At 67.7% G+C, this 26,428-nt stretch carries 24 protein-coding genes and 5 pseudogenes; 9 read left to right on the top strand and 20 right to left on the bottom strand.

Annotated features, from left to right (window positions below):
- Window positions 1-307: 307 nt before the first annotated feature.
- The 4 genes from WAB15_RS01435 to WAB15_RS01420 form a co-directional block, all read right to left on the bottom strand.
- A complete protein-coding gene (locus tag WAB15_RS01435) occupies window positions 308-760 on the bottom strand; it encodes a hypothetical protein (protein ID WP_407284966.1) in 453 nt (150 codons plus the stop codon).
- Window positions 761-1,151: 391 nt separating this feature from the next.
- Window positions 1,152-1,277, bottom strand: coding sequence for a hypothetical protein (locus tag WAB15_RS01430; protein ID WP_407284965.1), 126 nt, complete (start codon window positions 1,275-1,277; stop codon window positions 1,152-1,154).
- Window positions 1,278-2,390: 1,113 nt separating this feature from the next.
- Window positions 2,391-3,035: an NADPH-dependent F420 reductase gene (locus WAB15_RS01425; RefSeq protein WP_407284964.1), complete on the bottom strand. Its 645-nt coding sequence runs from the start codon at window positions 3,033-3,035 to the stop codon at window positions 2,391-2,393.
- A gap of 50 nt (window positions 3,036-3,085) precedes the next feature.
- A complete protein-coding gene (locus WAB15_RS01420; RefSeq protein ID WP_407284963.1) occupies window positions 3,086-3,898 on the bottom strand; it encodes an inositol monophosphatase family protein in 813 nt (270 codons plus the stop codon).
- Between the two features lie 117 nt (window positions 3,899-4,015).
- Here WAB15_RS01420 and WAB15_RS01415 point away from each other — a divergent pair, with 117 nt between their 5' ends.
- A complete protein-coding gene (locus WAB15_RS01415; RefSeq protein ID WP_407284962.1) occupies window positions 4,016-4,960 on the top strand; it encodes a LysR family transcriptional regulator in 945 nt (314 codons plus the stop codon).
- A 380-nt stretch (window positions 4,961-5,340) separates the two neighbouring features.
- Here WAB15_RS01415 and WAB15_RS01410 read toward each other — a convergent pair.
- The 6 genes and pseudogenes from WAB15_RS01410 to WAB15_RS01385 all read right to left on the bottom strand — a co-directional run bounded on the left by WAB15_RS01410 (window position 5,341) and on the right by WAB15_RS01385 (window position 10,403).
- A pseudogene (locus tag WAB15_RS01410) lies at window positions 5,341-6,204 on the bottom strand (IS5 family transposase).
- A 145-nt stretch (window positions 6,205-6,349) separates the two neighbouring features.
- Window positions 6,350-6,436, bottom strand: a pseudogene (locus WAB15_RS01405) (IS3 family transposase); the annotation flags it as partial.
- 699 nt (window positions 6,437-7,135) lie between these two features.
- On the bottom strand, window positions 7,136-7,549 hold the full coding sequence (locus WAB15_RS01400) for an ester cyclase (RefSeq protein ID WP_407284961.1): 414 nt from the start codon (window positions 7,547-7,549) through the stop codon (window positions 7,136-7,138).
- A gap of 109 nt (window positions 7,550-7,658) precedes the next feature.
- A complete protein-coding gene (locus tag WAB15_RS01395) occupies window positions 7,659-8,507 on the bottom strand; it encodes an alpha/beta hydrolase (protein ID WP_407284960.1) in 849 nt (282 codons plus the stop codon).
- A gap of 126 nt (window positions 8,508-8,633) precedes the next feature.
- Complete coding sequence (locus WAB15_RS01390; protein WP_407284959.1) at window positions 8,634-9,380, bottom strand: SDR family NAD(P)-dependent oxidoreductase; 747 nt, start codon at window positions 9,378-9,380, stop codon at window positions 8,634-8,636.
- Window positions 9,381-9,659: 279 nt separating this feature from the next.
- The gene (locus tag WAB15_RS01385; protein ID WP_407284958.1) at window positions 9,660-10,403 is read right to left on the bottom strand and encodes an SDR family NAD(P)-dependent oxidoreductase; all 744 of its coding nucleotides are present in this window, start codon (window positions 10,401-10,403) and stop codon (window positions 9,660-9,662) included.
- Window positions 10,404-10,539: 136 nt separating this feature from the next.
- Between WAB15_RS01385 and WAB15_RS01380 the strand changes: the two genes are divergently transcribed.
- Window positions 10,540-11,133, top strand: a complete 594-nt coding sequence (locus WAB15_RS01380) for a TetR/AcrR family transcriptional regulator (protein ID WP_407284957.1) — start codon at window positions 10,540-10,542, stop codon at window positions 11,131-11,133.
- A 686-nt stretch (window positions 11,134-11,819) separates the two neighbouring features.
- Here the strand turns inward: WAB15_RS01380 and WAB15_RS01375 are convergent.
- Window positions 11,820-12,521 carry an NAD(P)-dependent oxidoreductase gene (locus tag WAB15_RS01375; protein WP_407284956.1) on the bottom strand — a complete coding sequence of 234 codons (702 nt, stop codon included), beginning with the start codon at window positions 12,519-12,521 and terminating at the stop codon, window positions 11,820-11,822.
- Window positions 12,522-12,633: 112 nt separating this feature from the next.
- Here WAB15_RS01375 and WAB15_RS01370 point away from each other — a divergent pair, with 112 nt between their 5' ends.
- The gene (locus tag WAB15_RS01370) at window positions 12,634-13,353 is read left to right on the top strand and encodes a TetR/AcrR family transcriptional regulator (protein WP_407284955.1); all 720 of its coding nucleotides are present in this window, start codon (window positions 12,634-12,636) and stop codon (window positions 13,351-13,353) included.
- Window positions 13,354-13,698: 345 nt separating this feature from the next.
- Here WAB15_RS01370 and WAB15_RS01365 read toward each other — a convergent pair whose 3' ends face one another.
- The 3 genes from WAB15_RS01365 to WAB15_RS01355 all read right to left on the bottom strand — a co-directional run bounded on the left by WAB15_RS01365 (window position 13,699) and on the right by WAB15_RS01355 (window position 15,173).
- Window positions 13,699-14,178, bottom strand: a complete 480-nt coding sequence (locus tag WAB15_RS01365) for a DUF2267 domain-containing protein (RefSeq protein WP_407284954.1) — start codon at window positions 14,176-14,178, stop codon at window positions 13,699-13,701.
- Window positions 14,179-14,244: 66 nt separating this feature from the next.
- On the bottom strand, window positions 14,245-14,640 hold the full coding sequence (locus WAB15_RS01360; protein WP_407284953.1) for a DUF2267 domain-containing protein: 396 nt from the start codon (window positions 14,638-14,640) through the stop codon (window positions 14,245-14,247).
- Between the two features lie 101 nt (window positions 14,641-14,741).
- The gene (locus WAB15_RS01355; protein WP_407284952.1) at window positions 14,742-15,173 is read right to left on the bottom strand and encodes an Hsp20/alpha crystallin family protein; all 432 of its coding nucleotides are present in this window, start codon (window positions 15,171-15,173) and stop codon (window positions 14,742-14,744) included.
- A gap of 128 nt (window positions 15,174-15,301) precedes the next feature.
- On the opposite strand from WAB15_RS01355, the gene WAB15_RS01350 reads away from it, so the two are divergent.
- Together WAB15_RS01350 and WAB15_RS01345 are read left to right on the top strand one after the other, a co-directional pair.
- The gene (locus tag WAB15_RS01350) at window positions 15,302-15,955 is read left to right on the top strand and encodes a type III effector protein (protein ID WP_407284951.1); all 654 of its coding nucleotides are present in this window, start codon (window positions 15,302-15,304) and stop codon (window positions 15,953-15,955) included.
- Window positions 15,956-16,460: 505 nt separating this feature from the next.
- Window positions 16,461-17,657 carry a PP2C family protein-serine/threonine phosphatase gene (locus tag WAB15_RS01345; RefSeq protein WP_407284950.1) on the top strand — a complete coding sequence of 399 codons (1,197 nt, stop codon included), beginning with the start codon at window positions 16,461-16,463 and terminating at the stop codon, window positions 17,655-17,657.
- A 289-nt stretch (window positions 17,658-17,946) separates the two neighbouring features.
- Here WAB15_RS01345 and WAB15_RS01340 read toward each other — a convergent pair whose 3' ends face one another.
- Window positions 17,947-18,462, bottom strand: coding sequence for a winged helix-turn-helix transcriptional regulator (locus WAB15_RS01340; RefSeq protein WP_399148138.1), 516 nt, complete (start codon window positions 18,460-18,462; stop codon window positions 17,947-17,949).
- 97 nt (window positions 18,463-18,559) lie between these two features.
- On the opposite strand from WAB15_RS01340, the gene WAB15_RS01335 reads away from it, so the two are divergent.
- Together WAB15_RS01335 and WAB15_RS01330 are read left to right on the top strand one after the other, a co-directional pair.
- Window positions 18,560-19,345, top strand: a complete 786-nt coding sequence (locus WAB15_RS01335; RefSeq protein WP_407284949.1) for an SDR family oxidoreductase — start codon at window positions 18,560-18,562, stop codon at window positions 19,343-19,345.
- Between the two features lie 25 nt (window positions 19,346-19,370).
- Window positions 19,371-19,730, top strand: coding sequence for a nuclear transport factor 2 family protein (locus WAB15_RS01330; RefSeq protein WP_407284948.1), 360 nt, complete (start codon window positions 19,371-19,373; stop codon window positions 19,728-19,730).
- Window positions 19,731-19,862: 132 nt separating this feature from the next.
- On the opposite strand, the pseudogene WAB15_RS01325 reads toward WAB15_RS01330, so the two are convergent.
- The 3 genes and pseudogenes from WAB15_RS01325 to WAB15_RS01315 all read right to left on the bottom strand — a co-directional run.
- Window positions 19,863-20,225: pseudogene (locus tag WAB15_RS01325) on the bottom strand (hypothetical protein); the annotation flags it as partial.
- Window positions 20,226-20,286: 61 nt separating this feature from the next.
- Window positions 20,287-21,399 carry a DUF3089 domain-containing protein gene (locus WAB15_RS01320; protein WP_407284947.1) on the bottom strand — a complete coding sequence of 371 codons (1,113 nt, stop codon included), beginning with the start codon at window positions 21,397-21,399 and terminating at the stop codon, window positions 20,287-20,289.
- 1,017 nt (window positions 21,400-22,416) lie between these two features.
- Window positions 22,417-22,599, bottom strand: coding sequence for a TauD/TfdA dioxygenase family protein (locus WAB15_RS01315; protein ID WP_407284946.1), 183 nt, complete (start codon window positions 22,597-22,599; stop codon window positions 22,417-22,419).
- 452 nt (window positions 22,600-23,051) lie between these two features.
- Here WAB15_RS01315 and WAB15_RS01310 point away from each other — a divergent pair, with 452 nt between their 5' ends.
- Together WAB15_RS01310 and WAB15_RS01305 are read left to right on the top strand one after the other, a co-directional pair.
- Window positions 23,052-23,951, top strand: a complete 900-nt coding sequence (locus tag WAB15_RS01310; protein ID WP_407284945.1) for a dimethylarginine dimethylaminohydrolase family protein — start codon at window positions 23,052-23,054, stop codon at window positions 23,949-23,951.
- Between the two features lie 394 nt (window positions 23,952-24,345).
- Window positions 24,346-25,257 (top strand): 2-oxoglutarate and iron-dependent oxygenase domain-containing protein, encoded by a 912-nt coding sequence (locus WAB15_RS01305; RefSeq protein WP_399148132.1) that lies wholly within the window; start codon window positions 24,346-24,348, stop codon window positions 25,255-25,257.
- Window positions 25,258-25,295: 38 nt separating this feature from the next.
- Here the strand turns inward: WAB15_RS01305 and WAB15_RS01300 are convergent.
- Both WAB15_RS01300 and WAB15_RS01295 read right to left on the bottom strand, forming a co-directional pair.
- A pseudogene (locus WAB15_RS01300) lies at window positions 25,296-25,454 on the bottom strand (IS5/IS1182 family transposase); the annotation flags it as partial.
- Window positions 25,455-25,891: 437 nt separating this feature from the next.
- Window positions 25,892-26,020: pseudogene (locus tag WAB15_RS01295) on the bottom strand (methyltransferase domain-containing protein); the annotation flags it as partial.
- Window positions 26,021-26,428: the final 408 nt, after the last annotated feature.

The following is a 26,428-nucleotide window of genomic DNA, read 5'->3' as shown; positions in this document are numbered from 1 at the left end:
CCGGTCGGCGTGTACGGCTGGCGGATCCACCAGCGATGAACTCGAGTTGGGGCGAGGGGTTCGCTGTACTGTGGTGCCACAACTGGCACCGGCTCTCGACTGCGGACGCTGTGAGTCTGGACCAAAGGGTGCCGCACGGCCCCGAGAGTCGACCATCGGCGGCCAGGATCAGTGGGGCGCCGCGGGCGAGCTTGAGGGTGTTGCGGCGGTCCGGGAAGAGGTCCTCTGCGTCCATCCGGCCAAGGTCTGGGCGGCTGCCTCGGTCAGCACTAGTGCTTTGACCGGAAACGTTCACCGGGGACAGTCGTCAGGCGGCACCGCTAACCCCAGGAGCTGGATCACGGTCGCGTGCAAACTGGCAGCTGTTGGAGTTGTCCGGGTCATCTCCAACGAACGCGACCACGACCAAGCGCTTGCCATCCATGAAGAGATCGAACACGATCTCGACGTTATCGCCCTCGAAGTCAAGCGACTGCACGTCTTCGTGCCTGAATATTTTCCAGGTTCCGTCGCCGCTGAATCTCTTGACCGGGCCGGAGAGCCCGGGAGGAGGCATGTCAGTCGGGACGCCCGAAGCGGCGCCCGATTTGTCAGAGTTCAGCCTCAGTGTCGCCTTGCACTCACGGGAGTGCCAGGTGCCCACGAGCTGGGAGTCCCTGACGTGCTCGGCTGGGGGAATAGCCCCAAGTACGTAGGAGCAGGCGGATGTGGCGATCAAGGCCGCCCCCGTCACTGCGCTGCCTATCAGCTTGACCAGCACTCTGTGGCCCCTTTCCGAGAAGCGCTTGATCATAAGCCTGGGGCCCTGCTGCCCTTGCACGGCCACTGCGCTGGTGGCCTGACCGGAAATGATCACCGGGTTGGTGGCCCCGGCGACGCATGGTCGCGGCGCTCGATATCGGGTATCAGGTGGTGCAGGGGCTGTGGCACGATGCCGCGATTGATCCCCAGCACGCCCATGCCCACCGTGGTTCCCGCAGGCCCGATGGCCCAGAGCATCCAGCCGGGCGCCGCGTGCAATGTATCGCGGAGCCGGACGGGCTCGGATGCTGATCTTTTGAGCAGGATCGATCACCACGGGGCCGCTGTCGTTGTCGGCGGCGGGGATGCTGAAATGGGCGACGACATCGCCCTCGCGGAAGGGCTTGGCCTCAGGGGGCGGGTGCCGCCTTGCACGTGATGCCGGTGGGCCGCCCGGAGATCAGGGAGAGGCGCGGACCGGCCGGATCGGTGGCCAGAGCCATCAGATTGAAATGGGCGACGTAGTCGTCGGGCATGTGATGGCTCTTTCGTCTGGATGGCCGGAAGTGACCTCCGTATCGGTGAGCCTTTCCTGCGTGATTCGTCCAGGCCGCACTTTCTCTTGGTGGTGGCGTGTTTCCAGCTGGCCCATCTAAGTATCTGGCGTGCTGTGGCGTGCCCGTGGACGGTCCGGAACAGGCGTGGGCAGCCTGTGAGGTATTGCACGCATGAGGCGATCATCTGGAGGGAACGGTTGGGCCGACAGTCGAACGTGAGGGGACGGGCGGCCCCTCACCAAGAGGCACGGAGCCGACCATGACGCGGTTTCCCCTCGACGTCACCCCACCCATGGCTGACTGTGAGAATTCATGAGCACTCGGACCGCCATACGAATACCTGGGGCCGTGTCGGTGGCGTCAGATGCGGCTCTAGACGTGCCCGCTCCTGATCCGACAGATCTCCCCGGCTCACGTCTGCCGCAATGACGTGTTTCCCGCCCCGTCACGCGACCCGTTGGACACCGCCCGGAAGGCACCTGGCCGTGATCTGTTGGTAGGGCTCGTGAGCTGCGTCGATTTGCTGATCTGGTGGACCGCCGGCTGTATTTTCCACGTTTGCAGGTTCCGCGACCTGGCGTCGAACGGCTCGCTCGTGAGCTGGGCCATTCCGCGAGTCCGCGCGATACGACATCGCTGTTCGTCCGCACGACATGGCGGATCTTCGACGTCGAGGCCGGGAGCTGGTTCGCAACTCGAATGAGTCCCAGGTGTTGCCTGTCAGTCCGCGCGGGATGTCGGATCCGTCATCGAGAACGACACTCAGGCGCGGATTTCGACACGCGAACGCGGACCCTACAACGTTCTCGGGAAGCGTGGTGCTCGGCATTGGGGGCCAGTGTTATCTCGAGCTGTCAAGTATCTGAGCTGTTCAGCATGCCAAATATGGGTGAGTCACATGAGGCATGGCTCTGTACACGGGAATGGGAGTCGTTTGTCGACGACTTCGGAAGTCGCCTCGCGTGTTGTAGGCATGATCAATGTCGATGAGTTCGGGCGTCACTTGCGGCCCAGCGGGCGTTGTCCCTGCCAGCACCCAGCCGCCTCGCACGAGCCCGCTACCTGGTTTTGGTCTGGCCCGGTCTTGGTGGGTCAGCGGGCGAGGGAGACGGCGAAGGGCTTGAAGCCGTGTCGGCGCAGGATGTGGGGCACGACCAGGATCATGGCCTCGGTGGCCCGGGCTGTGGTGATGTCGCCGAGGTCCTCGATCCGTTCGGGCTGCCAGCCCAGGTCGCCGAGCAAGCCGGTGACGGTCCTCTTCGCGTGTTCGTCATCGCCCGAGAGATAGACGGTCGGTGGGGTGGCCAGGGTTTCGGGAGCGGTCATGACCATGAACAGCATGGTGTTGAGAGTCTTGACCACATGAGTGTCGGGGAGCGCGGCCTGGAGCTTCTCGGCGAGGCTGCTGCCGGGATAGCACAGGTCGCCGGGCAGGCCGTCACCGTCGTCGCGGGTGGCGTTGGAGACGTCGATGAGGATCTTGCCGGCGAGTTCGGTGCGCAGGCCGGTGAGGCGGTCCAGGGAGCTGTCGCCGGGCGTCGCGTTGATCACGACCTCCGTGGTGCGGGCTGTGGTGCGCTGGTCGGCGAAGGCGATCCGCGGGGCGAGCCCGGCGGATCGGGCGGCGGTGTCTTCGGGGCTCCGGCCACCGAGGGTGACGTGGTGTCCGGCTGCGGAGAACTTGCCGGCGAGGTTGGTGCCGACGCGGCCGGCGCCCAGGATGCCGATGCTGGTCATGCGGTGATGCTCCTTGCGGTATCGGGGCGGGGAAGAGCGGAGACGTCCGGTCAGGCGATCGGCGAGAGGACCTTGAGGGCGGCGCCGTGGATGCCGGGGGCGGCGGCCAGGAAGTCGCGGCTGCCCGTGTTCCAGGGTTCGCCCGCCAGGTCGGTGACGGTGCCTCCGGCCTCGGAGACCAGCAGGGCGCCGGCGACCAGGCCGGAGCGGACGTCGGAGAACTGCCAGAACGCGTCCATGCGTCCGGCGGCGACGTGGATGAGCTGCATCGTGGCGGGAACGGACACACGCACGACCAGGCCGTTGATGAGCATCGCGGTAACGGAGTCACCGATCCGACGGAAGGTGCGCTTGTCCTCGCCGGGCTTGGCCTGGCCGGTGCCGATGAGCGCGGCGCCCATATCGGTCTTGGCGGACACCTTCAGGGGCCGGTCGTTGAGGCGGGCACCGCCGCCGGCGGCCGCGGTGTAGGTGTCGCCGGTCAGTGGCAGGTGGACGACGGTGAGCACCGGCCGGTTGTCGCTGACCAGGGTGGCGGTGACGGCCCAGTCCTCCATGCCGTGAACGTGGTTGATGTTGCCCTCGGCGGGGTCGACGACCCACCACTCCCCGGGCGGGAGCGCGCCGCCGGCCAGCTCGTCCTCGGCCCACTGCGACCCTCGCCGGGCCCGCAACAGGGGTTCCCGCAGCACGTCCAGCACCGCGTCGTCGTTGGCGTGGATCTCGCCCACGACCTCGTCCAGACTCACGCCCCGGGCGTGCGAGGTGTAGCGGTCGCGCAGCGTGACGCCGGCGGCCTTCACCGCAGCTGTCACGTCGGACAGGAGCGTCATACCGGCGTCGAAAGGCATGGCTGTGCTCATGGTGGGCTCCCTGGGGAATCGGTGGAAGCGGGGCGGTTGTCCCGTCCCCGCACTTCGAAGGTAGGCCGCCCGATCATTAACAACAAGTGCATGCTTGTCACTTGTAGAGTTACTGTCATGCAACTGGATCTGAACCTGCTCACGGCCCTGGACGCCCTGCTGGAAGAGGGGAGCGTCGCCGGCGCGGCAGCACGCCTCCACGTCACCGCACCGGCGATGAGCCGCTCCCTGGGCCGCATCCGCAAGGCCACCGGTGACCAGATCCTGGTCCGCACCGGCCGCAGCATGGTCCCCACCACCCGCGCGCTGGCCATGCGCGCCCAGGTCCACGCCTTGGTGCAGCAGGCCCACCAACTTCTGTCCGCCCAACAGGAACTCGACCTGGCAGCTTTGGACCGGGTGTTCACCGTGCGCTGGCACGACGCCCTGACCGCCGCATGCGGCACTGCCCTGATCACCGCCGTCCACCGCCAGGCCACCGGCGTCCGGCTGCGCCTGTCCGCCGAACCCGGGACGGACGACGCCGAGCTGCGCCGGGGTGAGGTCGACCTCGAATCCAGCTCCAGCACTCCGACGCTCCCCGACATCCGCCACCGCCTCGTCGGCAAGGACCAGCTGGTCGTCGCCGTCCGACCGGGCCACCCGCTCACAACAGGCCCGCTGAGCCTTGAGCGTTACGCAGCCGCCGAACACCTCACCGTTTCGCGGCGCGGAAGCCTCCGCGACCCGATCGATGACGCCCTGACCACACGCGGCCTCGAACGACGCGTCGTCGCCGCCGGGCCCACCGCTGCCTTCGCACTGCAACTCGCCCTCGACACCGACCTGGTCGTCACCCTCCCCGACGCGGTCACCCGCACGGCCCGGGAACAACTCGGCCTGGCCACACTGCCGCCGCCTTTCCCGCTGCCCGACGTCCCCCTGTACCTGCTGTGGCACCAGCGCTACGACAACGACCGCGCCCACTCCTGGCTGCGAGACCTGGCCACCGAAACCGTCCAGGCACTATTCACACCACGGACTGCCTCTCAACAGCCCCTCACCAACCGGACCGGGAAGTGACGGATACGCCCGGGGAATGGCCTGCGACAGCTGACTCCCGTTCTCGCGAACATCACCTATTCGTGCGAGCGTGCGACTCCCAATCTCACGTCGAAACGACGTCATAAGTCGGGTTCTGGCTCAACTTCTGTGGAGCGACGCCATGCGCGCTCATGCCCGCGTCGGAGCAACCCGCTGACCTGCTGGGTCCCCGCGCTCACCGACCCGATGCACCGAGCGTCGGGCCGTCACCACAGAAGTTGAGCCGGAACCATAAGTCGCGTGCACAGCCATGCGGGCAGGAGCAGGGCGACACCCACGGCGGCCAGCACTCCGAGCGCGGAGACGAGTGGCTGTCGGGACTTGCGGGCAGCACAGCAGCTTAGGCAGTTTCGTTTGGATCACCGGGCTGACCAGAGGAAGATGCCTGCGATGTGGAGTCCGGCCAGGTAGATGGTTGCGGTCTTCTCGTAGCGGGTGGCGATTCCTCGCCACTGCTTGAGGCGGTTGATGCACCGCTCGACGGTGTTGCGCTGCTTTGTAGGTCTCACGGTCGAAAGCCGGCGGCCTGCCGCCCTGGCTGCCACGTCGCAGCCGGTGCCCACGCTGGTCGGCCGGAACCGGGATCACCGTCCGGATGCCGCGATTGCGCAGGTGGTCGCGGATGGCGCGTGAGGAGTACGCCTTGTCCGCCAGGACCACGTCCGGCCTGGTCCGCGGCCTTCCGCGGCGGCGGGGAACGCGCAAGCGGGCCATCACGTCCGTGAAAGCGGGTGCATCGCCGGCCTGTCCAGCGGTGAGAACGAACGCGAGGGGTCGGCAGCGAGCATCGGCTGCCAGGTGGATCTTCGTGCTCAGCCCGCCGCGGGACCGGCCGATGGCATGGTCGGCCGGTTCTTTGGCAGGGGCCCCTTTTTGCGGGCCCCTGCCGCGTGTTGGTGAGCTCGCACGATCGTGGAGTCCACCGACACGGCCCAGGTCAGGTCCTCGTCCGCGTCGGCCTGAGCCATCAGCGCGGTGAACACTCGCTCCCAGGTGCCGTCGAGGGCCCACATCCGCAACCGGTTGTAGACACCTCTCCAGTTGCCGTATTTCTCCGGCAGGTGGACCCACTGCGTTCCGGTCTGGAACTTGAAGGCGATCGCGTCGATCACCTCCTGGTGATCACGCCAGCGTCCACCCCGCTTCGGCGTCCGGTCCGGAAGCAACGGCTCGATCCGCGCCCACTGCGCATCTGTTAACGGCACACCCGGACCAACGACCAGCTGATCCAAACGAAACTGCCTAGGTGATGTCGCCGCACCAGTGGGTGTCGAGACCGGCCAGGTCGGGGGTGAAGTCCCGGGCGATGAGGTCGGGCCGGGTGGCGGCCCGCGGGTTGGGGACGGTGGTCACGTGCCGTCGGCTGCGGTGGCGGCCCTGTAGGCCGGCGTTCCGCATCAGTCGGGCGATGCGTCGGCGGCCGCAGGCGATGCCCTGGTCTTTGAGGACCGCGTGGACGCGGCGGGAATCCGTAGGTGCCGCGCGACTTCTCGTGGATCTTGGCGATCTGCCCGGTCAGCTCGGCGTCGCGGACTGCCCGCGGGCCGGGCTTTGTATCAAGACCGGACCTGAGGTGAGGGGGCAGTGAGCGTTCGGCATCGGATGGTCAGGGCGGAAACTTAACTTGTGTACCAGCCAGTTGATCGAGATCGCCTGTAAGCGTATGACCAACTTGCCTTGTTCTTCATAATGGGTTGCTTCGGTGGCCTTTTCTGTTGCTCCCGCAGTCGATATGGGCGTGCTGTGGCAGCGTGCCCACGCCGTGGCTGTCCTGCTGGGGGAATGGGCGGGTGCCGTCCCGGGGCGGGGTCTGACTCATGAGATTTCTGGCCGGGGTGTCTTGTCTCAGCTGTGTCGCCCCCGCTGACCGGGGAGGGTGCGTGCCGGCACCGGGCCGGCGGGGCGTGTCCCGATAAGGGCCTGCCGACGAGCCGGGCTGCGTCACAGTTCTGACCGTCCGCGCGGTCCGGTGACGGCCACTTGGAACCGCCATGTGGTCGGGAGGCGAATGGCCATGACCCGTACGCCCAGCGCCCCACGCACCGGCCGGCGTCCGCCGGGTGGGGAGGTCGTCTACCTGAGCGGGGCGAGTCGGCTCGCGACGAGCCGCGGGCGGTCGTCGTCGTGAGCGGAAATCTCATGCGACGGGGCCGGTTAGCGGTCGGGCGGGAAGTGGTCACCGAACATCGGCAGGCCGCTGGCGGACTCGGCGCGGGTCGCCTCATCCTGTAGGACGTCCCAGTGTTCGGCGAGCTTGCCGTTTTCGATGCGCACCACGTCGGCCGCCACCGAGGCGGCGGGGCTGCCATTGCCGCTGAAGCGGCCGTAGAGCATGACGTGATCGCCTTCGGCGAGGGCGAGCTGGTGCTCGTAGCGCAGGGTGTCCGGCAACGAGCGGATCAGGTCGAACAGACCCGCGCGTCCTGGTGCGATGTGCGCGCTGTGCTGGATGTAGCGCTCGGACCAGAAATCTTCGGCGGCGACGTAGTCACGTTTGTTGAACAGCGTGTCGAACGCTTCCAACACCAGTGCCTTGTTCTGTTCGGGAGTAGTCATGTGGTCAGTCATGTCGTCCTCCACGAGGTAGCCGCTGCATCCCCTCGCCCCTCACCATGTCGATTGACTGGCACCCACCCTGCCGCAAAGCGCACGTGGCTGATCCACGCCTCGCCGACTCCTACTCGGAGTCGAGGAAGAGTTTGGCGTGCTTGACGAACAGCTCGGGGTACTGGTGATGAGCGCCGTGGTTGGCGTCGGGGTAGAGGATGAGCTGGGCGTTGGGGGCGTGCTGCTGCAGCAGATAGGAATTGACGGTGGGGACGATGATGTCGTTGTTGCCGTTGACGACGAGGGTGGGCTGCTTGAGGCCGGCCAGGTAGCCATAGGTGTCGTCCATGCGCGCGCCCCAGGTGCCGATCGCTGCCGCCTGGGCCTGTACGGCCTCCGGGGCGACGGGCGCGTCGCGGTCGAGACGGGCTGTGATCCGCTCGACGTAGGAGCGGCCTGCGGCCTGGCTCTCCTTGGAGGGAGAGAAGAGGATGGGCAGCCACATGTCCTCCTGCCGGTCGTATGTCTCGAAGAAGAGTGCCTCGGTCTCGGGGGGCATGGCTCCCAGGCCCTGGCCGCCGCGGGGCGCGGTTCCGACCAGGATCAGTTTGCGCACCAGTTCGGGGCGGTCGAGGGCGACCTGCTGCCCCACCAGACCACCCATGGAGTGGGCAAGGATGTCGATGACGGTAAGGCCGACGGCATGGATGAACGTACCGGCGTCCCGCGCCATCTGCTCGATGGTGTCGGGAGTCCGGCCGCCGCTGGAGGCGACGCCGGCGTTGTTGAAGAGGATGACTTCCCGCTCCTGGGCGAAGGCATCGGTCAGAGCTGAGTCGTGGTCGTCGAGATTGCCCATGAAGTGCTGGAAGAACACCAGCGGGGTGCCGTTGGGCTCACCGAAGCGCCGGTAGGCGTACCGGACCCCGCCGGCTTCTACGAACTGGGACGGAACCGTGTCGTGTGTGTATCGCAGCATCGCCGTACGCCTCCTCGGCGCGAAGTGATGGGTAGGTGGGCCGATCGACCTGTTCGGAGCTGTTTCACTCACGGTCTGGTCAACCAACCGAAGCGAGGCGAACGCGAACATCCCTGCCTGGACAGGTCAGTTGGCGGTGTGACCGCCGTCGACGTTGAGGATGTGCCCGGTGATGAATGAGGCTTCGTCCGATGCAAGGAAGACGATCGCGTCGGCAAGCTCCTTCGGGAGGCCGAGGCGACCCAACGGAACATCCGCCACCAGAGCCGCTTTGTTCTCCGGTATGCCGGTAAAACGGGTCAGCATGCCAGTGTCTGTAGGGCCAGGCGCCACGCCGTTCACGCGGATTCCGGACTTGGCGACCTCGAGCGCCACGGACTTGGTGATGCCTTCGACGGCATGCTTGCTGCCGGCATAGAGGGAGGCTCCCGCCGCACCCTCGTGCCCGTAGGTCGAGGAGATGTTGATGATGGTTCCGCTGCCCTGTCCCTGCATGACGCGCACTTCGTGCTTCATGCTCAGGATCACGCCGAGAACATTCGTGTCGAACGTCGCGGCATAGGTTTCCGCGGTCTGGTCCGTGATCGGGCCGACCTTGCCTTCGGTGCCGGCATTGTTCACCGCGACATCGAGACGACCGAACTGTGCGACGGTCTCGTCGACCAGAGCGCGGAGGTCATCCTCCTTGCGGACGTCCGCGTTGATGAACTCGGCCTCGGAACCGAAAGAGCGCAGCTCCTCGGCGAGCGCCTTGCCGGCCTCATCGCGTCGACCGGCAACGACCACCTTTGCGCCCTTCTTGGCGAAGGCGACGGCGGCGGCGCGGCCGATGCCGCTGAGCGCTCCGGTGATCAGAATAACGGGCTTGTTCATTTCAACTCCTGTGCTTCTGTGCTGCCGGGTGGCCTGGTGGCGGACGCGTTCGCTCGGACTCGGCCTCGAAGGTGGGGCTGATGAGGTCGAGGTGGAGCCGGTTCTTTACTGAAGTGGCCCGTTCGGGCCGAGTGTGGCGAATTCGGTGCTCGCGCCTGAGGCGACGTCCCGCCCGAGTGCCTCGGTCTAGAAGTGTGCGAATTTCTCAGCGTCGACGGCGTCGACGCCGAGTCCGTACCGGTGTCGCTCATGAGTGTGTGCCTCTCAGGGCAGACAGGTTCAGATGGCGGTGCGGCCGCCGTCGACGGCGACGGTCGCGCCGGTGACGTAGCCGGCCTTCGGCGAGACGAGGAAGGCGACGACCTCGGCGATCTCGGCGGGCTCGGCAGCGCGCTTCATCGCGGTGGTCTCGGCGAGCGCGTCGAACAGGTCGCGGGCCTCGGGCCGGGTGTAGACCGGGCCGGGGGCGACGGTGTTGAAGCGGACGCCGCGGCCGCTGTACTCGGCGGTCCAGCCCCGTGTCAGTGACGCCAACGCGGCCTTGGTCGCGCCGTACGCGGCGCCGGTGGCCAGGCCGAGGCTGCCGGCCATGCTGCCGATGTTGATCACGCTGCCCGACCCCTTCGCCGCCATCGCCGGGGCGAACGCGGCGACGAGGAAGAACGGCGCGCGGACATTGCTGGCGAACATCGCGTCGTACTCGGCGACCTTCATCTCCTCGGTCGGTGCCCAGATGGCTTGCCCGGCGTTGTTGACCAGGACGTCGATCTCGCCGACCTCGCCGGCGAGCCGGTCGATGCCGGCCGGGTCCTCAAGGTCCGCCTCGACGAACCGGGCATGGCCGCCGGCCGCGGTGATCTCGTCGACGGTCTCGGCGCCTCGCTGAGCGTTGCGGCCGGCCACGACGACGGACATTCCATCGGCAGCGAGCCGCTTGGCGACCGCCCGGCCGATGCCAGACGTGGCCCCGGTGACCAGGGCGTAAATGGGGTGCAGGTCGAGGTTTTCGTGCTCCACAGACATGGGATGCACCTTTCAAAATTGCTATCCAGACCGGTCTGTCTGGTAACACTTCCAACCTAGACAGACCTGTCTGGATATGTCAATGGGAGCGCGCGATCAATCAAAGACAGACAGACCTGTCTGCTATCATGCGGGTATGTCTGAGAAGGTGCTGTCACCGAAGGCACGCAGTGCGGCGGCGCGGGCGCGGCTGCTGGCCGCCGCCAACGAGCTCTTCTACGCCGAGGGTGTCCAGTCGGTCGGGATCGATCGCGTCATCGAGCACGCCGGAGTCGCGAAAGCCACGCTGTACAGCGCGTTCGGCAGCAAGGACGGCCTGGTCCGCGCCTACCTGCAGGCACGGCACGCTGCGACCGCCGAGCGCATGGCACACGAACTCGAGACCCGTTACGACAGCCCGAAGGAGCGCCTGGTCGGCGCGTTCGAGGTGCAGGGTCTGTCGTTCGTCGAGCCGGGATTCCGTGGCTGTGCGTTCATCAGCGCGAGTGCCGATGCCCCACCCGGCGGCGTCGTCGAGCAGGCCGCGCAGGACTACCGCACCTGGCTGCATGAGCTGTTCTTCGGCCTCGCCCAGCAGGCAGGCGCCGAGGACGCGAAGTCACTCGCCCACCAACTGGTACTGCTCTACGACGGCGCCGGGATCAGCGCCTGGCTGGACCGTGACCCCAGCGCCGAAACAGCGGCCCGCACCGTAGCCGCCGCCCTGGTCGACGCCGCCATCCCAGACTGAGACGGAATCACCCCACGGCGACCGCGATCACCAAACCTCGAGCCAGAGGACGGGAGTCGGACGTGGCCCGTCGCCTGGCCCGTGTGCGGGGTGAGGAACTGTCGGTCATTGCGGCGCAGCGGGCGATCGTCTGGCCGGTCGATTGCGGCAGCCGTGCACGCTCCGCTGGGAGTCCACCGACAGGCCGAAGGCAATGCAGAACAGCAGCGCCGCGATGGTCGTCCGTCCGACGTCGCGAGGGCGCAGGCCAGCGGACGGCTCGTCCCCGGCGTCCATGGCCGGCCTCACCGGTCCGCCGGCTTGAGGCCGAACCGTCACCGCCCACTCATCAAGGTGGCCGAGGAGATCGCCTTGGCGCCCGGCCTGAGTGGGATCTTGCAGACGACATCGGAAGGCACGGCCTCATGCAGAGTGGTCACCGCCCTGGCCAAGGCTTCGATCTTCTTGCCCTCGACAGCAGTGCCACGCAAGGGGGCCCGGCAAGGCGAGCCATCACCACAACCGGCTCAAGACCGGCGAGGTTGGCCTCCCGCGGCGTGAACGGTCACGATATTTCCCATGGGGAAGTTCATGGACTTCCCCATGGGAAATATCGAACGTGTCTCGATGGGTAACCGGTACACCGGTGCGGCGGCGCACTTCCTCAGGGCCGCCGGCGGAGGCGGCGTTGGCCCGAACGGCGTCGGTCAGTAGCCGATGGTGAAGCGGCGTTGGACGAAGCGTGGCAGCTCCGCCTCGTCTACGAGGGCGACGGCAGCGTCCTCCATGGAGATCCGGCTGCGCCCGTCAGCGTCGAGGACAGCCTGGTCGCCGCCGATCCTGAACCGGCCCGTGCGTTCACCTGGCGCGATGTCCTCCGCGGGGCTGAAGTAGGTCCACAGCCGGTTGGAGATGCGCAGGACGTTCAGGGCATCCCGGTGGCCGCGCACCGCGGCGGCGTACCCCCTGGGCAAGCCGATCGCGTCGAGGGCCTCGTGTAGGAGTTCGTCGGAGTCGGCGCGTACGACTCCGGGCTCGATCTCCAGGCTGCCGGCGCCGCCGATGACGATGAGCCGGGTCCGTGGGTGACTCTCCAACGCCTTCAGGAGTGCTCGCGCGGCGGTGGCGTACGCCGTGGGATCGGCGATTGAGCGGGCCACGGTGTCGGCGATGTCTTTGGCGGCGTTGCCGGGCTGGAATCCGCTGATCAGCACGTCGAGGTCGGGTATGACAGCGGCGACGCTGTCGGCGTCGAGGACGTCGACGCTCTTCCACACGACGTTCTTCCGGTCCTCGTCGATCTGCGTGGCGTCGCGGCTGAAGGCCGTGACGTGGTGTCCCCGTTCGAGGGCTTCAGTGACGACGCGACTGCCGATGCCGCCTGTGGCCCCGATGACTCCAATGCGCATGGCTCTCCCCTTGGTAGCTGCTCACATGCCGTCTCTTCACAACACGCAGAGACTATACGCCGTGAAGTTTTCATACGGCCCCCAGTAGGGTGACGCTGTAGAGTGAGCAGTCATGGGAAGCGTGGGAAACATCAAGGGGCGCCGTGAGCGGCTGCGGGCCGAGACGACCGCCGAGATCAAGAAGGTCGCGCTGGAGTTGATGGCCTCGGGAGGGCCTGATGCGATCACGCTGAGGGCCATCGCGCGCGAGATGGGCATGACAGCCAACGCCATCTACGGCTATTTCGCCACCCGCGACGACCTGGTCACCACGCTGATCAACAACGTCTACACCTCACTGGCCGACATCGTGGACGCCGCCTGGAACACCGCTCCCGTCCAGGACCCGGCCGCCCGGATCGAAGCATGGGCCCACGCCTTCAGGAACTGGGCACTGGCCAACCCGGAGGGCTTCCGCCTCATCTACGGCGACCCCGTCCCCGGCTACCGGCCCCCCGAGGGCGGCGCCGCCCCGGAAGCCGCCCACCGCGTCTGCACCGGCATCACTGCACTCGCGGCCGCTGCCTGGCCGCACGCCGAACTCCGTTACAACAACAGCGACTTCGCGTGGTCTGACTTCGACCCCGGCCTGCTGGACAAGGTCCGTCCGGCCTTCCCCGACCTACCCCCGGCCGCCGTGGCCCTCGCCCTGCGCATCTGGAGCCACCTGCACGGCCTGGTGTCATTGGAGATCTACGGCCACCTCCAGACCCAAGCCCTCCACCCGCAAAAGCTCTTCCGCGAAGAACTGGCCCAGCTCATCCGCTCCTTGGGCATCACACCGCAGAGTTGACGACCCTGCGCACGTGGCCACCTGGAGGTTCGCTGACTGACCCGCGCGGGCAAATCAACCATCGCCGGTGCATCGATACCGCCAACCTGCGCACCGGCCCCGACGGAGGTGCCTCCGCCGGGGAACTACGTGACGCTCAAGCCGCCATTGATTCAGGGCCTGTTGCCAGAGTGCTGGTCGCTGCCGTCAATTCGGTGAGCGGGCGGTTTCAGCGGTGCCGCCGCCTGCCTGTGCTCGGCAGAGGCCATGCCGGCTTCGATTGACGGCCAGGAAGGGGGAACGGGTATCTGCAGCCCTGGCGCCCGCGGCACGACTCCCGTGGGGTCTTTGCAACCCGTGTACGCGTCACAGTGACGAACGTGCTTGGCGCCGGATGGACACGGCGCGCTCAGGCGGCGGGGTGAGTTCGGCGCGGCCGAACAGCAGCGCGTAGCCGGAGGGGAGCTGGCGCAGAATGCGGGTGGGGAGGTCGGGGCCGGCCAGGGCGGCGACGGCGGAGAATACGGCTCCGGTGTCCCAGCGGGTGGTGGCCAGGGAGGCGCCGGTGCGGGCGGCGAGATCCTTGACGAAGGCCCAGCCGGTCAGGGGCTGGGTGTCGGGGATCTGTGCGGTGAGGACGCGTGCTGCTTCGAAGGGGAGGCGGGCGGCAAGTTCGACGCGTTCGTCGCCCGTCAGCTGGCGTCCCAGTCCCGCGAGGACCAGCCGGACGGCTTCCTCGGCCCGCTCGCGGGTGGGGTAGGCGCCTTCGTAGCGGACCTTCTCCAGCATCTGCTCGTACGTCATCACGGGCAGCTGTTGCAGTGGTGTACGCGGGTCGGAGATCACTGCGGTGGTTGCCTTTCTGTCGCCGGGATGGTGGTGCCGGTGTGCGGGCACCGGGTGTGCGGGTGGTCAGGCGGGCTGGGGGCGGCCGAAGAGGAGGTCGTAGCCCACGGGGAGCTGGAGCAGGACCTGGCCCAGCAGGTCGTCGCCGGCCGCGTCGGCGACCGCGCTGAGAACGGCGCTGACGTCCCATGCCGCGGTCTGCTCGGTGGCCCCCTCGATCCAGGCCGCCGTGGCCCTTACGAACCGCTCCGGTGGCAGCGGCTCGGCGCTCTGCAGCGGGTTGAGGAGGATCAGGGCGAAGCCTTCCGGCAGACGCGCCGCCAGCTGGGCCCGCACCTCGCCGACCAGATGCGCGCCCAGCAGGGCGAGCACCACACGGGCCGCGCGCTCGGCTTCCTGCCGGCTGCCGTACTCACCGCGTTCCTGCACCTGGTCGAGGAACGCTTCCCATCGCACAGTCACGTCGGCCGCCACCCTTCCTCGGTCGATGGGGCGCGGAGGACGGGAGAGGGGGAGACCGGTTTCCCGTCCTCCGCCGCTGTCAGGGCCCTTGTCGCCCCGGCTCAGCCGGAGATTTCCTTGCGGCCGGATCCGCCGCCGATGGAGATCTTGCGGGGCTTGGCGCGTTCCGCGATCGGGATCCGCAGGGTGAGCACTCCGGCGTCGTAGTCGGCCTTGATGTGCTCGGTGTCCAGCGTGTCGGCCAGCACGATCTGGCGGGAGAAGACACCCAGCGGCCGCTCCGACAGTTCCATCTGCACGTCGTCGGCCTTCGCCACGGGTCGGCGCTCGGCCTTGACGGTCAGCATGTTCCGTTCGACGTCGATGTCGATCGCGTCCGCGCTGACGCCGGGGAGGTCGAGGGCCACCACGTACTCGTCGCCCTCGCGGTAGGCGTCCATCGGCATCGGGGACGGCCGTGACCAGGTGCCCGGGCCCATCAGCTGCTGAGTCAGCCGGTCCAGCTCACGGAAGGGGTCAGTGCGCATCAACATCGTGAAAACACCTCCAGCAGGTTCGGGCAGTTGCTGCCAATGCGCTTCACTGAAACCGTTGTAACATGTCATCCATTGGATGACAATCGCAATGTCGTCCGGACGATGACAAGCTGAGGGAGGTGCCCGTGACAGCAGCCGAACAGCCGGCCCCGTCCAGCGCCGACGGCGGCAGCCCGGCTTCGTTCCTTGCCGCCGCGGCGGCCCTGCACGCCATGGACGACGCTCTGTACGCCGCCCGGCAAGAGACCTCCGACGCGGCTGTCGCCGGCCCTGGACCGGAGCAGGCCCTGGCCTCCCTGCTGCTGCTGCGGCAGGTCCGCGAGCAGCTCGCCACATGGGAGACCGGGCTGATCGAAACGGCCCGTGACGCGGGAGCCAGCTGGGCCGACCTCGCCCACCCCCTCGGCGTCGCCAGCCGGCAGGCCGCCGAACGCCGCTACCTGCGCAACCGGCCCGGCCCCGCCGGAACCACCGGCGAACAACGCGTCCAGGCCACCCGCGAACGCCGCGCCGCCGACCGCACCCAAGCCGAATGGGCCCGCCGCAACGCCGCCGACCTGCGCCGCGTCGCCGGCCAGATCACCGCCCTCACCGACCTCCCCACCGCCGCCCGCCACTCGCTCAGCCAACTCCACGCGGCCCTCGCCCACGACGACCCCGCCGACCTCATCGCCCCTCTCAACGCCACCCGTCCCCACCTGACCACCACCCACCCCGACCTCGCCGCCCAACTCGACACCCTCACAGAGCGCACCACGGGCCCGCCCCCACCCGACTGACCCCGAGTGGGGCGACAGCGCGCAGCATGCTGCTGAGCTGGTGCACGGCGAGTGCGGCACCGATGTCGTGGCCCATGACGTCGCCGGCCACGAGGCACGGCGCGCCGCCAGGGAGAACGATCACGTGCTGCCGGTCCCCGCCGACGCGCGGGACATCGAAAGGCAGGGACGGCGAGGTGGTGAACGCCGCCGGGGGATCACCTCCGGGCAGCACGCCGAGCGTGCTGCCGCCGTTGCGGAGCCGGGTGGTGACGTCGTACGTGCGTACGCGCCCGTGCTCGGGGCGCGATCGGGCGCCGGCTGGAGCAGACTGGTGGAGGACCGGACGGCACCACGGCGCAGGCCGTGCGCCTGCATGTGCTACGTCCCCGGCGCGGCCCGCGTCGTCGCAGGCTCGGCCGCCCCACCCAGGTGATCAGGCAGCAGGCCGACCACCTCAAGGTGTGGGTTACCTCAAGGTGCGGGCGTTTCGACGGTGGTGACTCGGCGCGGCAGGGGTGATCGTATGGCAGGCGCGAGTGTGTCGGCCGGAGAGGGTGAACGGCTGCTGGAGGAGTTGGTCAGGAGCGCCCAGCAGGCGTCACCTGCGGAACTGCCGACGGTCCTGGAGCGATATGCCGAGGCCATGGGTATGGGCCGTGCCGTCATCTACCTGGCCGATCTCCAGCAGAGGCTGCTGCTGCCGTTGGTCGAGGGTGAGCCGGACCGGGAGGTCGACGCTTCCCTGGCCGGATGGGCCTACCGGACAAACTCTCTGAGGATGGAGGAAGACGCGTCCGGCGGGCTGACCATATGGCTGCCGCTGGTCGACGGAGCGGAGCGGCTGGGAGTCCTGGAACTCCGTATGGAGACACTGGACGGGATCAAACTCTCGCGCTGCCGGACGATGGCGTCGCTCCTGGCCATGATCGTCACTTCCAAGCGCACCTACAGCGACATCTTCGCGCAGCGCATGCGGACTCGGCCGATGCAACTGCACACGGAGATGCTGAGGGCTTTTCTGCCCCCGCGCTCGATCGGCACCGGCCGGGTGGTGTCGACCGCGGTCCTGGAACCTGCGTACGGGCTGGGCGGCGACGCCTTCGACCATTCGTTCACCGAGGACTTTCTGCACGCCACGATCCTCGATGGCATGGGCCACGACCTGGCGTCCGGCCTTGCCACCTCCGTGGCCATGGCGGGCTGCCGCAACGCCCGTCGCACGGGCGCGGACCTGGCCGAACTCGTCGATGCAGTCGACCAGGCGCTGACGAAGTGGCTTCCGGACCAGTTCTGCACCGGCATCTTCACTCAGCTGCACATGCCGACCGGCGTGCTGCACTGGTCCAACTGCGGTCACCCGGCGCCGTTGCTCATCCGCGGCCAGCGCCTGCTCGACAAAGCCCTGGAGCAGGATTCCGAGCCTCCGCTGGGTCTGCCGGCCAGCCCGGCCGGCGGCTCCCGGCAGGTACACGAAGCCAGCCTGGAACCCGGTGACCGGATACTGCTCTACACCGACGGCGTAGTGGAGTCGCGCGACGAGGGCGGTGAGCAATTCGGCCTGGAGCGTTTCACCGACTACATCATCCGGTCGACCGCCGCCGGGCAGAACGCCCCGGAGGTGCTCCGCCTGCTCATCCACGCGATCCTCGGCCATCGGCACAACGAACTCAGCGACGACGCCACGATTCTGATGATCGAATGGCAGCCGCCCGGCCAGTGAGCCGACGCGGCGATGACACCTGGAACCCAGCAGGCTGCCGTAGGAATGCCAGGCGGCTGACGTCGTGTTCATTGTGCTAGCTCTCTCCTGCGAAGCCCTCGCTCGACGCCTGAACGGCCAAGCTGTTCGGGCGTGCCCGCCGGTGCAGCCTGCCATGGCCGACCGGCACTGCTGGTGAAACAGCGGGCGGACCAGCCTCAGGGCGGCGAGCTTCAGCGCCTGGTCGATCAGGTACGACCTGTGCGTTCCGGCCCTGTTCAAGGCCGTTCGATGCTTGTCCGGGGCAGCCTTACGCCTCCGCGGGTGTGGTCGGTCGTGTCGCGTAGCGGTGGCGCATGGCGTCGCTGGCTGCGGGGCCTGCGGTGAAGACGTAGGTGGCGCTGTCGTCGAGTCGGCGGCCGGTCTTGGCGTCGACGACGACGGGCTCGACTTCCTCGCCGCTGTGCGCGTTGATGAGGATCATGCTGCGTTCGGCCGGTGTGAGGCGGGAGTTGCCCCACGCGGCCAGGGCGACGATCACCGGTCGCAGGGAGCGCCCCAGTTCGGTGAGGACGTACTCGTGGCGTACGGGGTTGGTCTGGTAGGGCCGGCGCTCCAGGAGCCCGTCCGCGACGAGCGTTTTCAGCCGGGCGGTGAGCATGCTGGAGGAGATGCCCAGGCTCTCCTGGAACTGGTCGAAGCGTGTGTAGCCGTCGAAGGCGTCGTGGAGGATCAGCAGCGTCCACCACTCGCCGACGTGTTCCACCGTCGTGGACAGCGGGCACTCCCGGTCCTCCAGCCTGATCCGGCTTGCCACCGCGACCATCCCCTCTGTTACTGCTAAAGTCGAAGTTAGTAGCTTCTATTTTAGCAGTCATGGCGGGAGTGGTGCTTTGCGCCCGCACCCGGGAACGGAGCACACCGTGACCACATCCCTCAGCGAATCCCTCGAAGGCCGACGCGTTCTGGTCACCGGCGGCACCAAGGGCACCGGAGCCGCCATCGCCCGACGTCTCGCCCAGGCCGGCGCGACCGTGCTGGTCACGGCCCGCAGCCGCCCCGAAGACGTCGAGGAGAAGGCGTTCATCACCGCCGACCTGTCCACCGCCCAGGGCGCAGCCCACGTGGCCGCCGAGGTGGACGCCCGCGTGGGAGGCGTCGACATCCTGGTCAACACCCTCGGCGGGTCCGAGTCGCCGGCTGGAGGCTTCGCGGCGCTCGGCGAGGACGACTGGGCCAGAGAGCTGAACACGAACCTGCTGGCCGCGGTCCGCCTGGACCGCGCACTCCTCCCGCGCATGATCGCTAAGGGTAAGGGTGCGGTCGTGCACGTCACCTCGATCCAGCGTCGCATGCCGCTGTGGAACGGAACTCTGGCCTACGCCGCCGCCAAGGCCGCCCTGGCCACCTACAGCAAGGGCCTGGCCAACGAGGTCGCCCCGCACGGCGTCCGCGTCAACACCGTCTCGCCCGGCTTCGTGCAGACCTCGGCTGCCGACAACCTCGTCGCCCGGATCGCCCACGACGCAGACATCACCCAGGAAGCGGCGCTGGGCCGGCTCATGGACTCCCTGGGCGGCATCCCGCTGGGCCGTCCCAACCGGCCCGAGGAGGTCGCCGAGCTCGTCGCCTTCCTCGTCTCCGACCGCGCCTCGGCCATCGTCGGCGCCGAACACGTCATCGACGGCGGCACCACCCCCACCGTCTGAACTCGCCACCATCCCAAGGATCGTCATGCACGACAACCAGCCCCGAACCAGCACACCGGACATCCTGCCCGAGGTGATCACCGGCTATCTGACAGCGCACCGCGCCCACGACACCGCCACCGCAATCACGGCGTTCACCGGCGAAGCCACGGTGATCGACGAAGGCAACACCTACGAGGGCACCGAGGCGATTGAGGGGTGGCTCACCCGATCCGCCACCGAATTCACCCACACCATCCACCTCACCGGCGCCCAGCAGACCGATGCAACCCGCTACATCGCCACCCACCACCTCGAGGGCAACTTCCCCGGCGGGACCATCGATCTGCGCTACCAGTTCACACTCCGCGACGGCCTCATCGAACGCCTCGTCATCGAACCCTAAGTGCCCCACGCAACCCGTTGCCGCCTATGCGAGAAGGTCGCCCGCCCCGGACCGCCGTTCCCAACCGTCGTGCCCAGCCACCCAAACCACCGGGCTGGCCATGGGAAATTCCAATTCAAATAACCCCATCAATCGACGCCGTAGACACCAGCGGTTGCCGCGGGGCGAGAACGCCTTATCGCCCCCAGGTGACTGGGGCGCGTGCCGGGATGACCGGCGGCCGGACGCGGGGCACGGATGCGTTCGAGGACCGGGGTCAGTTGCGGAGCATCGCCCCACTGGCTCGGTGTGATGACGAACGCGAGCGGACCTCGGTCGCCCACACCGACCAGATGGATCTTGCGGAGCGCGTCACGGGACACCGGTCTACTGCCGGAAGAGAACGCTGGTGATCACCCTGCGATGACTCTTCCCACACCCCCCTGGTCCCGCGCCCTTCGGCAGGTGTGGCCCCAACCGAACCCACGCCTGGTCCGACAGGTCACGCCGCCCCATACCGGATACCGGCTGGAACGAGGTGATTGCCGGCCTGCGCACACGACCCGCCGCACAGTGCCTAGTGGTGGCGTGCCAGCCACGCTGTGGACTGGGCGTGGACCAGCCGTGTGAGGTTGCCCTGCGCGACGTTGAAGTCGATCACGTGCAGTCCGCTGAGCGGGCTCTTGGCGTTCGGCTCGGTGAATGCCGAGGTGTCGCCGGAGACCTGGAGCCAGCTGCTGGCGCCGTGGGCGCTCTTGCGGAGCTGGCACTCGCCCTGCAGGGCGCTGGGGTGGTGGACGTATCCGGCGGCGGAGTCGGGGACCTTGAATCCGGTCAGTACGGTGCCCATGCTGCCCTTGGGGCTCAGGAGGTTTCCGTTGAGGGTGCGCTGGGTGGGCATGTAGGCGTCGAGCGGCTGCCGTCGGGTGGGGGGCGTGCCGTTGAGCAGTGCGGCGGGGTTGACGCAGAGGACGTGGTTCTTGGGCGACGTGGTGTGGCCGAACATGTCCTTGGGGCCGGGGCGTTGGGCGTAGCTGGAGTAGGCCACGACGCAGCCGGTCGGCACGGGCTCACGGCGGGATGTCCGCGTGCATGCGGGGAGGTTGCGGAACGACTCAGTGGTGACGTCGCCGCCCAGCAGGATCGCCGAGACGAGGTGGCGGCGCACGGCCGGCTTCGGGTCGATCTCGCGGCGCATCATCGCTGTCAGGGCGGTGGCGCCCTGCGAGTGGCCGAGGATCACCACTGCGCGGTGCCGGTGGGTGTGGGGGGCGATGTTGTCGTGGTTCCAGTAGTCCCGCCAGGCGCTGTCGATGTCCGCCTGGCCGCGGGTGAGGGCGGCGGACTTGTCGAGGGAGAGGATCTCGGTGAATGCCGCCTGCCGGTAGATAGGGACGAACATTCGGCACGTCCCGGAGAAGCGTGCCGCCTGGGCGAGCATCACGGCCATCAGCTGCTCCTCGGACGCGCGGGAGGCGTTCACGCCCAGCATGTCCACCGTCGGGTAGGCGTAGAAGCAGTCGACCGACGGCTTTTTGGGGCCGGCGAAGGCTTCCTTACGGCTCGCCGGAGACCGCTCGGCGTCCAGCGTCACCGTCTGACCCGACGGATAGCGCATCGTGAACGAGCCGTCGGAGCCTGGGCGTTGGGGGTTGCCGGTGAGGTCCTGGTTGCAGGGGTTGTCCGCCATACCAGGCTTGCACAGCCAGGCGGTTCTGTCCGCGGGGTGGTTGCCCGCTACGGCTGTGGCGTTGGCCGACGCTACAGCCGTACCCGAGAGAAGCGCCAAGGAGAGCACGGCAGGGGTCAGCCGGGAGAACAAGGGCATAGTGCTCCTTTGATGCAACAAAAGGATGATGCGACATGTATCGCTACAGCTACCTCAACGCGACCGCCGTCCCCGGGTAACGCTCAAGGTCATCTTGTAAGCCCATGAGGTGAGTGCGCCTCAGCACCGCGATAGTGCCTCGACAGGCTGTCGATAGCACGTCGATGGGGTGGCGCCCCTCCGCCGTCATGGGATGCCAGTGGCACGTGGGGAGAAAGCAACGGAATAGCCCTTGACCTGCGAGCTTCCCGGATCGGTGGCGACGGGCGCGTCGTAGCGCTCGACGGCCCTGTAACCGGCGCTGCCGTTCTCCTGTGAGGCCACCTCGTTCGGTTCGGCGCGGCCTGCGCGATCACAGGCTTGGGGCCGCCCCCAGGTGGCCTCGACCCTCGCCGCCTGGTGACGCACGACGCCTCGTCGCCGTATGCCGGCCGTGGAGTGTCCCCGTTGCGCAGCGGCCCAGTGGAGCACGTGTCCGAGGGTGAGTGCGCCGGCGTGCCGGTCGAAATTCCAGTGACTCCTGCGCCGTTCGCCGTACGGTATCGCCGCTGGGTGCTACTGCTGGCCGCTGTCATCACCGCGTTGAGCGGGCTCTACGGGCATGCGGTCGGCGACCACCTGTCGGCTGCGGGGCAAGCCCCGCCTGGGCTCCCACCCCGGTGCGCCGTTGCCCGTCATCCGGGCCCACCTGCGGAAGGTTCCTCCGTCGTATGGGCTGCCGCGGGGTCGGCTCGTGGTTCCGCACGAGTGCGTGGGTGGTTATCCAAGGTCTTGGAGGCGAAACACATCCAGTGAGCGACGTGGCGTCCGAGAGACCCGCTGGTCCCGCAGCCGCGAGCCTTCCGTCAGGGCGAGCAGAGGTCTGCAGAGCGCCCGGCATCACACTTTGTGGGCCACGGTGATCCGGTGCATCACGCGCGGTGCCATCGCGCTGAACGGTGTCGCTCGGTGCATCACGCGCCTGTTGTCCCAGATCACGATGTCACCGGGAAGCCAGTGATGCCGGTAGACGAGTTCGTCCCTGGTGGCGTGTGCTATCAGGTCGTCGACGGGGACATCCACTTCGGTTCCCTGGGGGGAGCGGATGGCTGTCAAGCACAGGTGGTTGAGGTAGAGCGTGGACTACTCCTCGGCGTCGCAACGTCCTGACCCTGGTGGCATGGCCACACACCCGCGTGTCGTCGTGCGGCCACCCTCTTAGGCCGTGTCTGGTCCCCCTCGACTCACCGGGCAGCCTCTTGCTCGTTCGTACCCGTTGCGCTGCAGCGGATTCCGCAGAGCAGTCTCTCCAGCAGGTCTGCCCAGACATGCGCAGCGTCGGGGAGGTAGGGCTTTTCGGCCGGATCCCGATAAAGGGGGATAGTCGGAGGGGGCAGCGGCAAGGAATCAGGTGCGGAACAACCGACGGAAGGATACGTATGGTTGGGCCTTCAGCCGCCGAGCACTCCCGGCGCCCGGGTGTCATCCTCGTTCATGATCCGACCCCTTATGGCGCGCTGCAAGTCCTGCACGCCATGCCGGACAGCGAGCTGGCCGAGCGGCTCCTCTTCCGTGAGCGCCCGGATGCCGCACGTCTGGCCCTCCAGCCTCGTGCATTCGTCAAGGCTATTGAGGGAGCGGGCGTCTCCTGCCGGTACGTTGCCGAGTTGGTCGGTGACACCCCGGCCTTTGCTGCAGCGTGTGCCGACCCGAACTTGATGTTCACCCGGGATGCGGCAGTGACCCTGCCTTGGGCGCCTGATGTGTACCTGCCGGGACGCATGGCGGAGCCCATGCGCCGCCCGGAGACTGCCGTCCTGTCCACGGCCCTGGAGTCGTTGGGGCTGACACGGATCGAGTGGGATGGCCCGGAGCACGCTTATCTGGAAGGCGGTGATGTTGTTCCCTTCACCCGCAGCGGCAGCCGATGCCTGCTCATCGGCTTTGCCAGGCGTACCACCTTCGCGGCCGTAGAGTGCCTCCGCCACGCTTTGCTGCCCGGTTTGGTGGATGAGATCTTCGCCGTCGAACTCGCCCCCTGGCGGATGAACCTGGATGGCGGGCTGGTGCCCTTAGCCGACGACGTCGTGGTCGCCCACACCCCCAGTGTGGTCTCCTGCACCCATCTGACCGTCACCGGGCAGCACCGCGTCGACTTGTTCGGTGTACTACGCGAACTGGGGATCACGGTGGTGGAGGTGCCCCAGGACGCCTCATGGCTCCAGCAGGCGTGCAACTACCTGTGTCTCGGCGACCGGACCGTCATCGGCTACGACATGTGCCCATCCGTGCTGAGTGACCTGCGGGAAACCGCGATCAACGTCATCGACATCGCAGGTGACGAACTGGTCAAAGGACGCGGCGGCCCCCGCTGCATGTCCCGCCCCATCTATGCACCAGCCGCGGTGACAGCGGCCGACCTGTCCGGTGCGTAACGTTGGTTTTGGAAGCCGAGGGAATCGCCACCTTCGCCCAGCCGTTCAGTTCGCAGGCCGGCAACAGGCCGCCTGACCTTCTGCAGCTCCCGGCCGGTGCGTTCAGCCGCCGCGCATGGATGCGTCGTGGTGAGTGGGCGGCGGTGATGCGTCGATCATTAGATCCTGGGGTGCTCCGGCGGGGCTTCTGAGCGGGCGAACCAGGCTCCCTCGATCGCTCCGGTCGTCGACAAGCTGACCCAAAGCCGATCCCGCGGATTGTGCGGATTCTGGGGTGTCTCCCAAGATGGCACGGCGGTTCGGGCGCCTGGTCTGGACATGCCTCACGGTCCTCGAAACGGGCCGGGAGCCGGCTCGGCTCATTCCGATCGGCGATTTCACGGGAGGGCACGGCATGATGCCGCACGTACAGCTGCCGGGGCACGCGGCCGGCTGGACCTCGAAAGACCGGGCGGCAGTCGCTGCCGGGATCGGCGACGTCTGCAGGCGCAAGGGGTTCTTCTTCGTCCATAACCACGGTATCCCCGCCGACTTGATCAGGAACGCCTATGTGGAAATGCAGCGGTTCTACCAACTGCCCCTAGCGGAGAAGCGCAAGTACGACGCCACCGAGCAGTCCCAGTTTCTGGGGTACCGCGGGCTCGGCAGGGAACGGAGCCGCACCCACAGCGGCACTGAGGCATGCGAGCAGTACCGGATCGGCAACACCACCGACGAACTCGCCTTGCCGTCGTCCGTGGACTTCTATCACGCACACTTTCCGAAGTCCCTGGAGCTCTTCCACCACTTGACACACCTGGGCGACGGAATCCTCGCCGCCTGCGCCCTGGATATGGGACTGGCGGAGAACTTCTTCACCGGCTACCTGGACAGTCCGCTGCACCGGCTGGGCCTCAACTACTACGGCGCAAGCCACCCGTCCGACGTCGGCTCCACGGTGGGCTACGCGATGTCGCCGCACATCGACCTGTCCCTGCTGACCATCCTGGACCAGGACGAACCGGGCCTGGAGGTCCGGGACTCCGACAGGGAGTGGCTGGAGGTCCCCACCGTTCCCGGCGCGCTGTTCGTCTTCCTCGCCGACTATGTGCAGCGATGGTCGAACGGACTGCACCGGGCGGCCCCGCACCGGGTTAGCGCGGTCCGCCGTGACCGGATGTCGATCCAGTACAAGCACCGGCCTGACTATGGCGTCGTAGTCAGGCCACTGGACACTCTCACCGGTCCGGCAGATCCGCCCACATACGCACCGCTCAACACCGGCCCCGACTACGTGACCGCGCTGAGGGCGATCCTCGGCAGGTGACCTTGCCGGTGAGGCAGCGGATGCAGGTAGGCACGTGCTCATGGCCGGCGGATCGGGTATTCGTTCCAGGGGTGGGTCGTCCATGACCGACGGATCAGGCTACGCACCTTGAGCATGGTGTCGGCGACGTCGAAGAACGCATGGACGGTAGTGGTCCGGCGCTCGTAGCAGCGGGCGAGGCGGTGGAAGACGTTCCGCTAGGCGCCTCCTCGCCTCGCCTCGCCTCGGCGAGGGCCGCCCTCCGGCCGCTCACCGCCCAGGCCCGGGCAGTGAGCGAGATGGAGCCGTCTAGCCTCCTGGGGACAGCCGCGCTGAGTGCGTCACGCACTCGGTCTCGGTCGGCCAGGGCGACAGCGGCTACATAGCTCGGTGCAGGGCCCTGCCCAGCCAGGAAGGGCTCCCACAGATCGGCGAAGTCGGCGAAGACGGTGGGCACCTCAATCGAGGTGGTCGACACGTCAACGAGTCCTACGTCAGCCCACACCGCGCGCAACGGCTCCGGCCGGCACACAGGGAACCGGTGGCCCTCGTCCAGTGTGGCGGCGGACGGATCCACCTCGATGGCAGCGTCCCAGAATCGACGAACAAAGCCCATGCCGTCGGCGTAGTCCCATACATACGCTGCGATCAGGCCGCCCGGCCGGACCGATCGGGTCATTTCGGCCACCGCAGCAGTGGGCGCGGAAAAGAAATTCAGGGCCAGACCACTGATGGCCACGTCACACGCTTCAGCACGTACTGGCAGCGACATCGCGTCTGCCACGATGAAAGTGCGTCGAGACGGGAGTCGTGGTTCGGGCTAAGCCCACGAACTCCGCAGACCGTCCGCGCAGTTGAGCCACGCCGTGAACTCCTCCGCGACAAGCCGGCTCCACCGACCCATGTACCGCTCGTATGCGGCCCCGACCGTCCACACGTCAAACTGCCGATCCTTCATGCCGCTACGGTCCCCGCTTCAGTGCCTCACGAGCCGCAGGCACGCGGGTGCCAGCCGGCGGCCCCAGACAAACGGAGGAAGCACTCAGCACCTAGTTACGGGACAGCCGTCAGGTGCCGCATCAGGCAACGCTCGCCCTGTTGACCACCTCGCGTCGTGGTTCGTCGCGGGCGGGCGTGTTCCGCCAGATGATGTAGCGGCGGGTGCGCGAGTTCGAGGTCACAACTTGATGTG

The organism is Streptomyces sirii, from assembly GCF_045690365.1.
GTDB classification, from domain to species: Bacteria; Actinomycetota; Actinomycetes; order Streptomycetales; family Streptomycetaceae; genus Streptomyces; species Streptomyces sirii.
Note: the sequence above shows the minus strand (reverse complement) of the source record. Positions and strands in the feature narration are given on the sequence as shown.

What these genes read in the sequence shown, in the direction of transcription:
- WAB15_RS01370 (WP_407284955.1), top strand. Translation starts at nt 12,634, where the DNA reads ATGGGAAGCGTGGGAAACATCAAGGGGCGCCGTGAGCGGCTGCGGGCC.
- WAB15_RS01415 (WP_407284962.1), top strand. Translation starts at nt 4,016, where the DNA reads ATGCAACTGGATCTGAACCTGCTCACGGCCCTGGACGCCCTGCTGGAA.
- WAB15_RS01345 (WP_407284950.1), top strand. Translation starts at nt 16,461, where the DNA reads ATGGCAGGCGCGAGTGTGTCGGCCGGAGAGGGTGAACGGCTGCTGGAG.
- WAB15_RS01355 (WP_407284952.1), bottom strand. Translation starts at nt 15,173, where the DNA reads ATGTTGATGCGCACTGACCCCTTCCGTGAGCTGGACCGGCTGACTCAG.
- WAB15_RS01320 (WP_407284947.1), bottom strand. Translation starts at nt 21,399, where the DNA reads ATGGCGGACAACCCCTGCAACCAGGACCTCACCGGCAACCCCCAACGC.
- WAB15_RS01340 (WP_399148138.1), bottom strand. Translation starts at nt 18,462, where the DNA reads ATGGTCGCGGTGGCAAGCCGGATCAGGCTGGAGGACCGGGAGTGCCCG.
- WAB15_RS01425 (WP_407284964.1), bottom strand. Translation starts at nt 3,035, where the DNA reads ATGACCAGCATCGGCATCCTGGGCGCCGGCCGCGTCGGCACCAACCTC.
- WAB15_RS01400 (WP_407284961.1), bottom strand. Translation starts at nt 7,549, where the DNA reads ATGACTGACCACATGACTACTCCCGAACAGAACAAGGCACTGGTGTTG.
- WAB15_RS01390 (WP_407284959.1), bottom strand. Translation starts at nt 9,380, where the DNA reads ATGAACAAGCCCGTTATTCTGATCACCGGAGCGCTCAGCGGCATCGGC.
- WAB15_RS01310 (WP_407284945.1), top strand. Translation starts at nt 23,052, where the DNA reads ATGCCGGACAGCGAGCTGGCCGAGCGGCTCCTCTTCCGTGAGCGCCCG.
- WAB15_RS01385 (WP_407284958.1), bottom strand. Translation starts at nt 10,403, where the DNA reads ATGTCTGTGGAGCACGAAAACCTCGACCTGCACCCCATTTACGCCCTG.
- WAB15_RS01375 (WP_407284956.1), bottom strand. Translation starts at nt 12,521, where the DNA reads ATGCGCATTGGAGTCATCGGGGCCACAGGCGGCATCGGCAGTCGCGTC.
- WAB15_RS01395 (WP_407284960.1), bottom strand. Translation starts at nt 8,507, where the DNA reads ATGCTGCGATACACACACGACACGGTTCCGTCCCAGTTCGTAGAAGCC.
- WAB15_RS01420 (WP_407284963.1), bottom strand. Translation starts at nt 3,898, where the DNA reads ATGAGCACAGCCATGCCTTTCGACGCCGGTATGACGCTCCTGTCCGAC.
- WAB15_RS01380 (WP_407284957.1), top strand. Translation starts at nt 10,540, where the DNA reads ATGTCTGAGAAGGTGCTGTCACCGAAGGCACGCAGTGCGGCGGCGCGG.
- WAB15_RS01430 (WP_407284965.1), bottom strand. Translation starts at nt 1,277, where the DNA reads ATGCCCGACGACTACGTCGCCCATTTCAATCTGATGGCTCTGGCCACC.
- WAB15_RS01330 (WP_407284948.1), top strand. Translation starts at nt 19,371, where the DNA reads ATGCACGACAACCAGCCCCGAACCAGCACACCGGACATCCTGCCCGAG.
- WAB15_RS01305 (WP_399148132.1), top strand. Translation starts at nt 24,346, where the DNA reads ATGATGCCGCACGTACAGCTGCCGGGGCACGCGGCCGGCTGGACCTCG.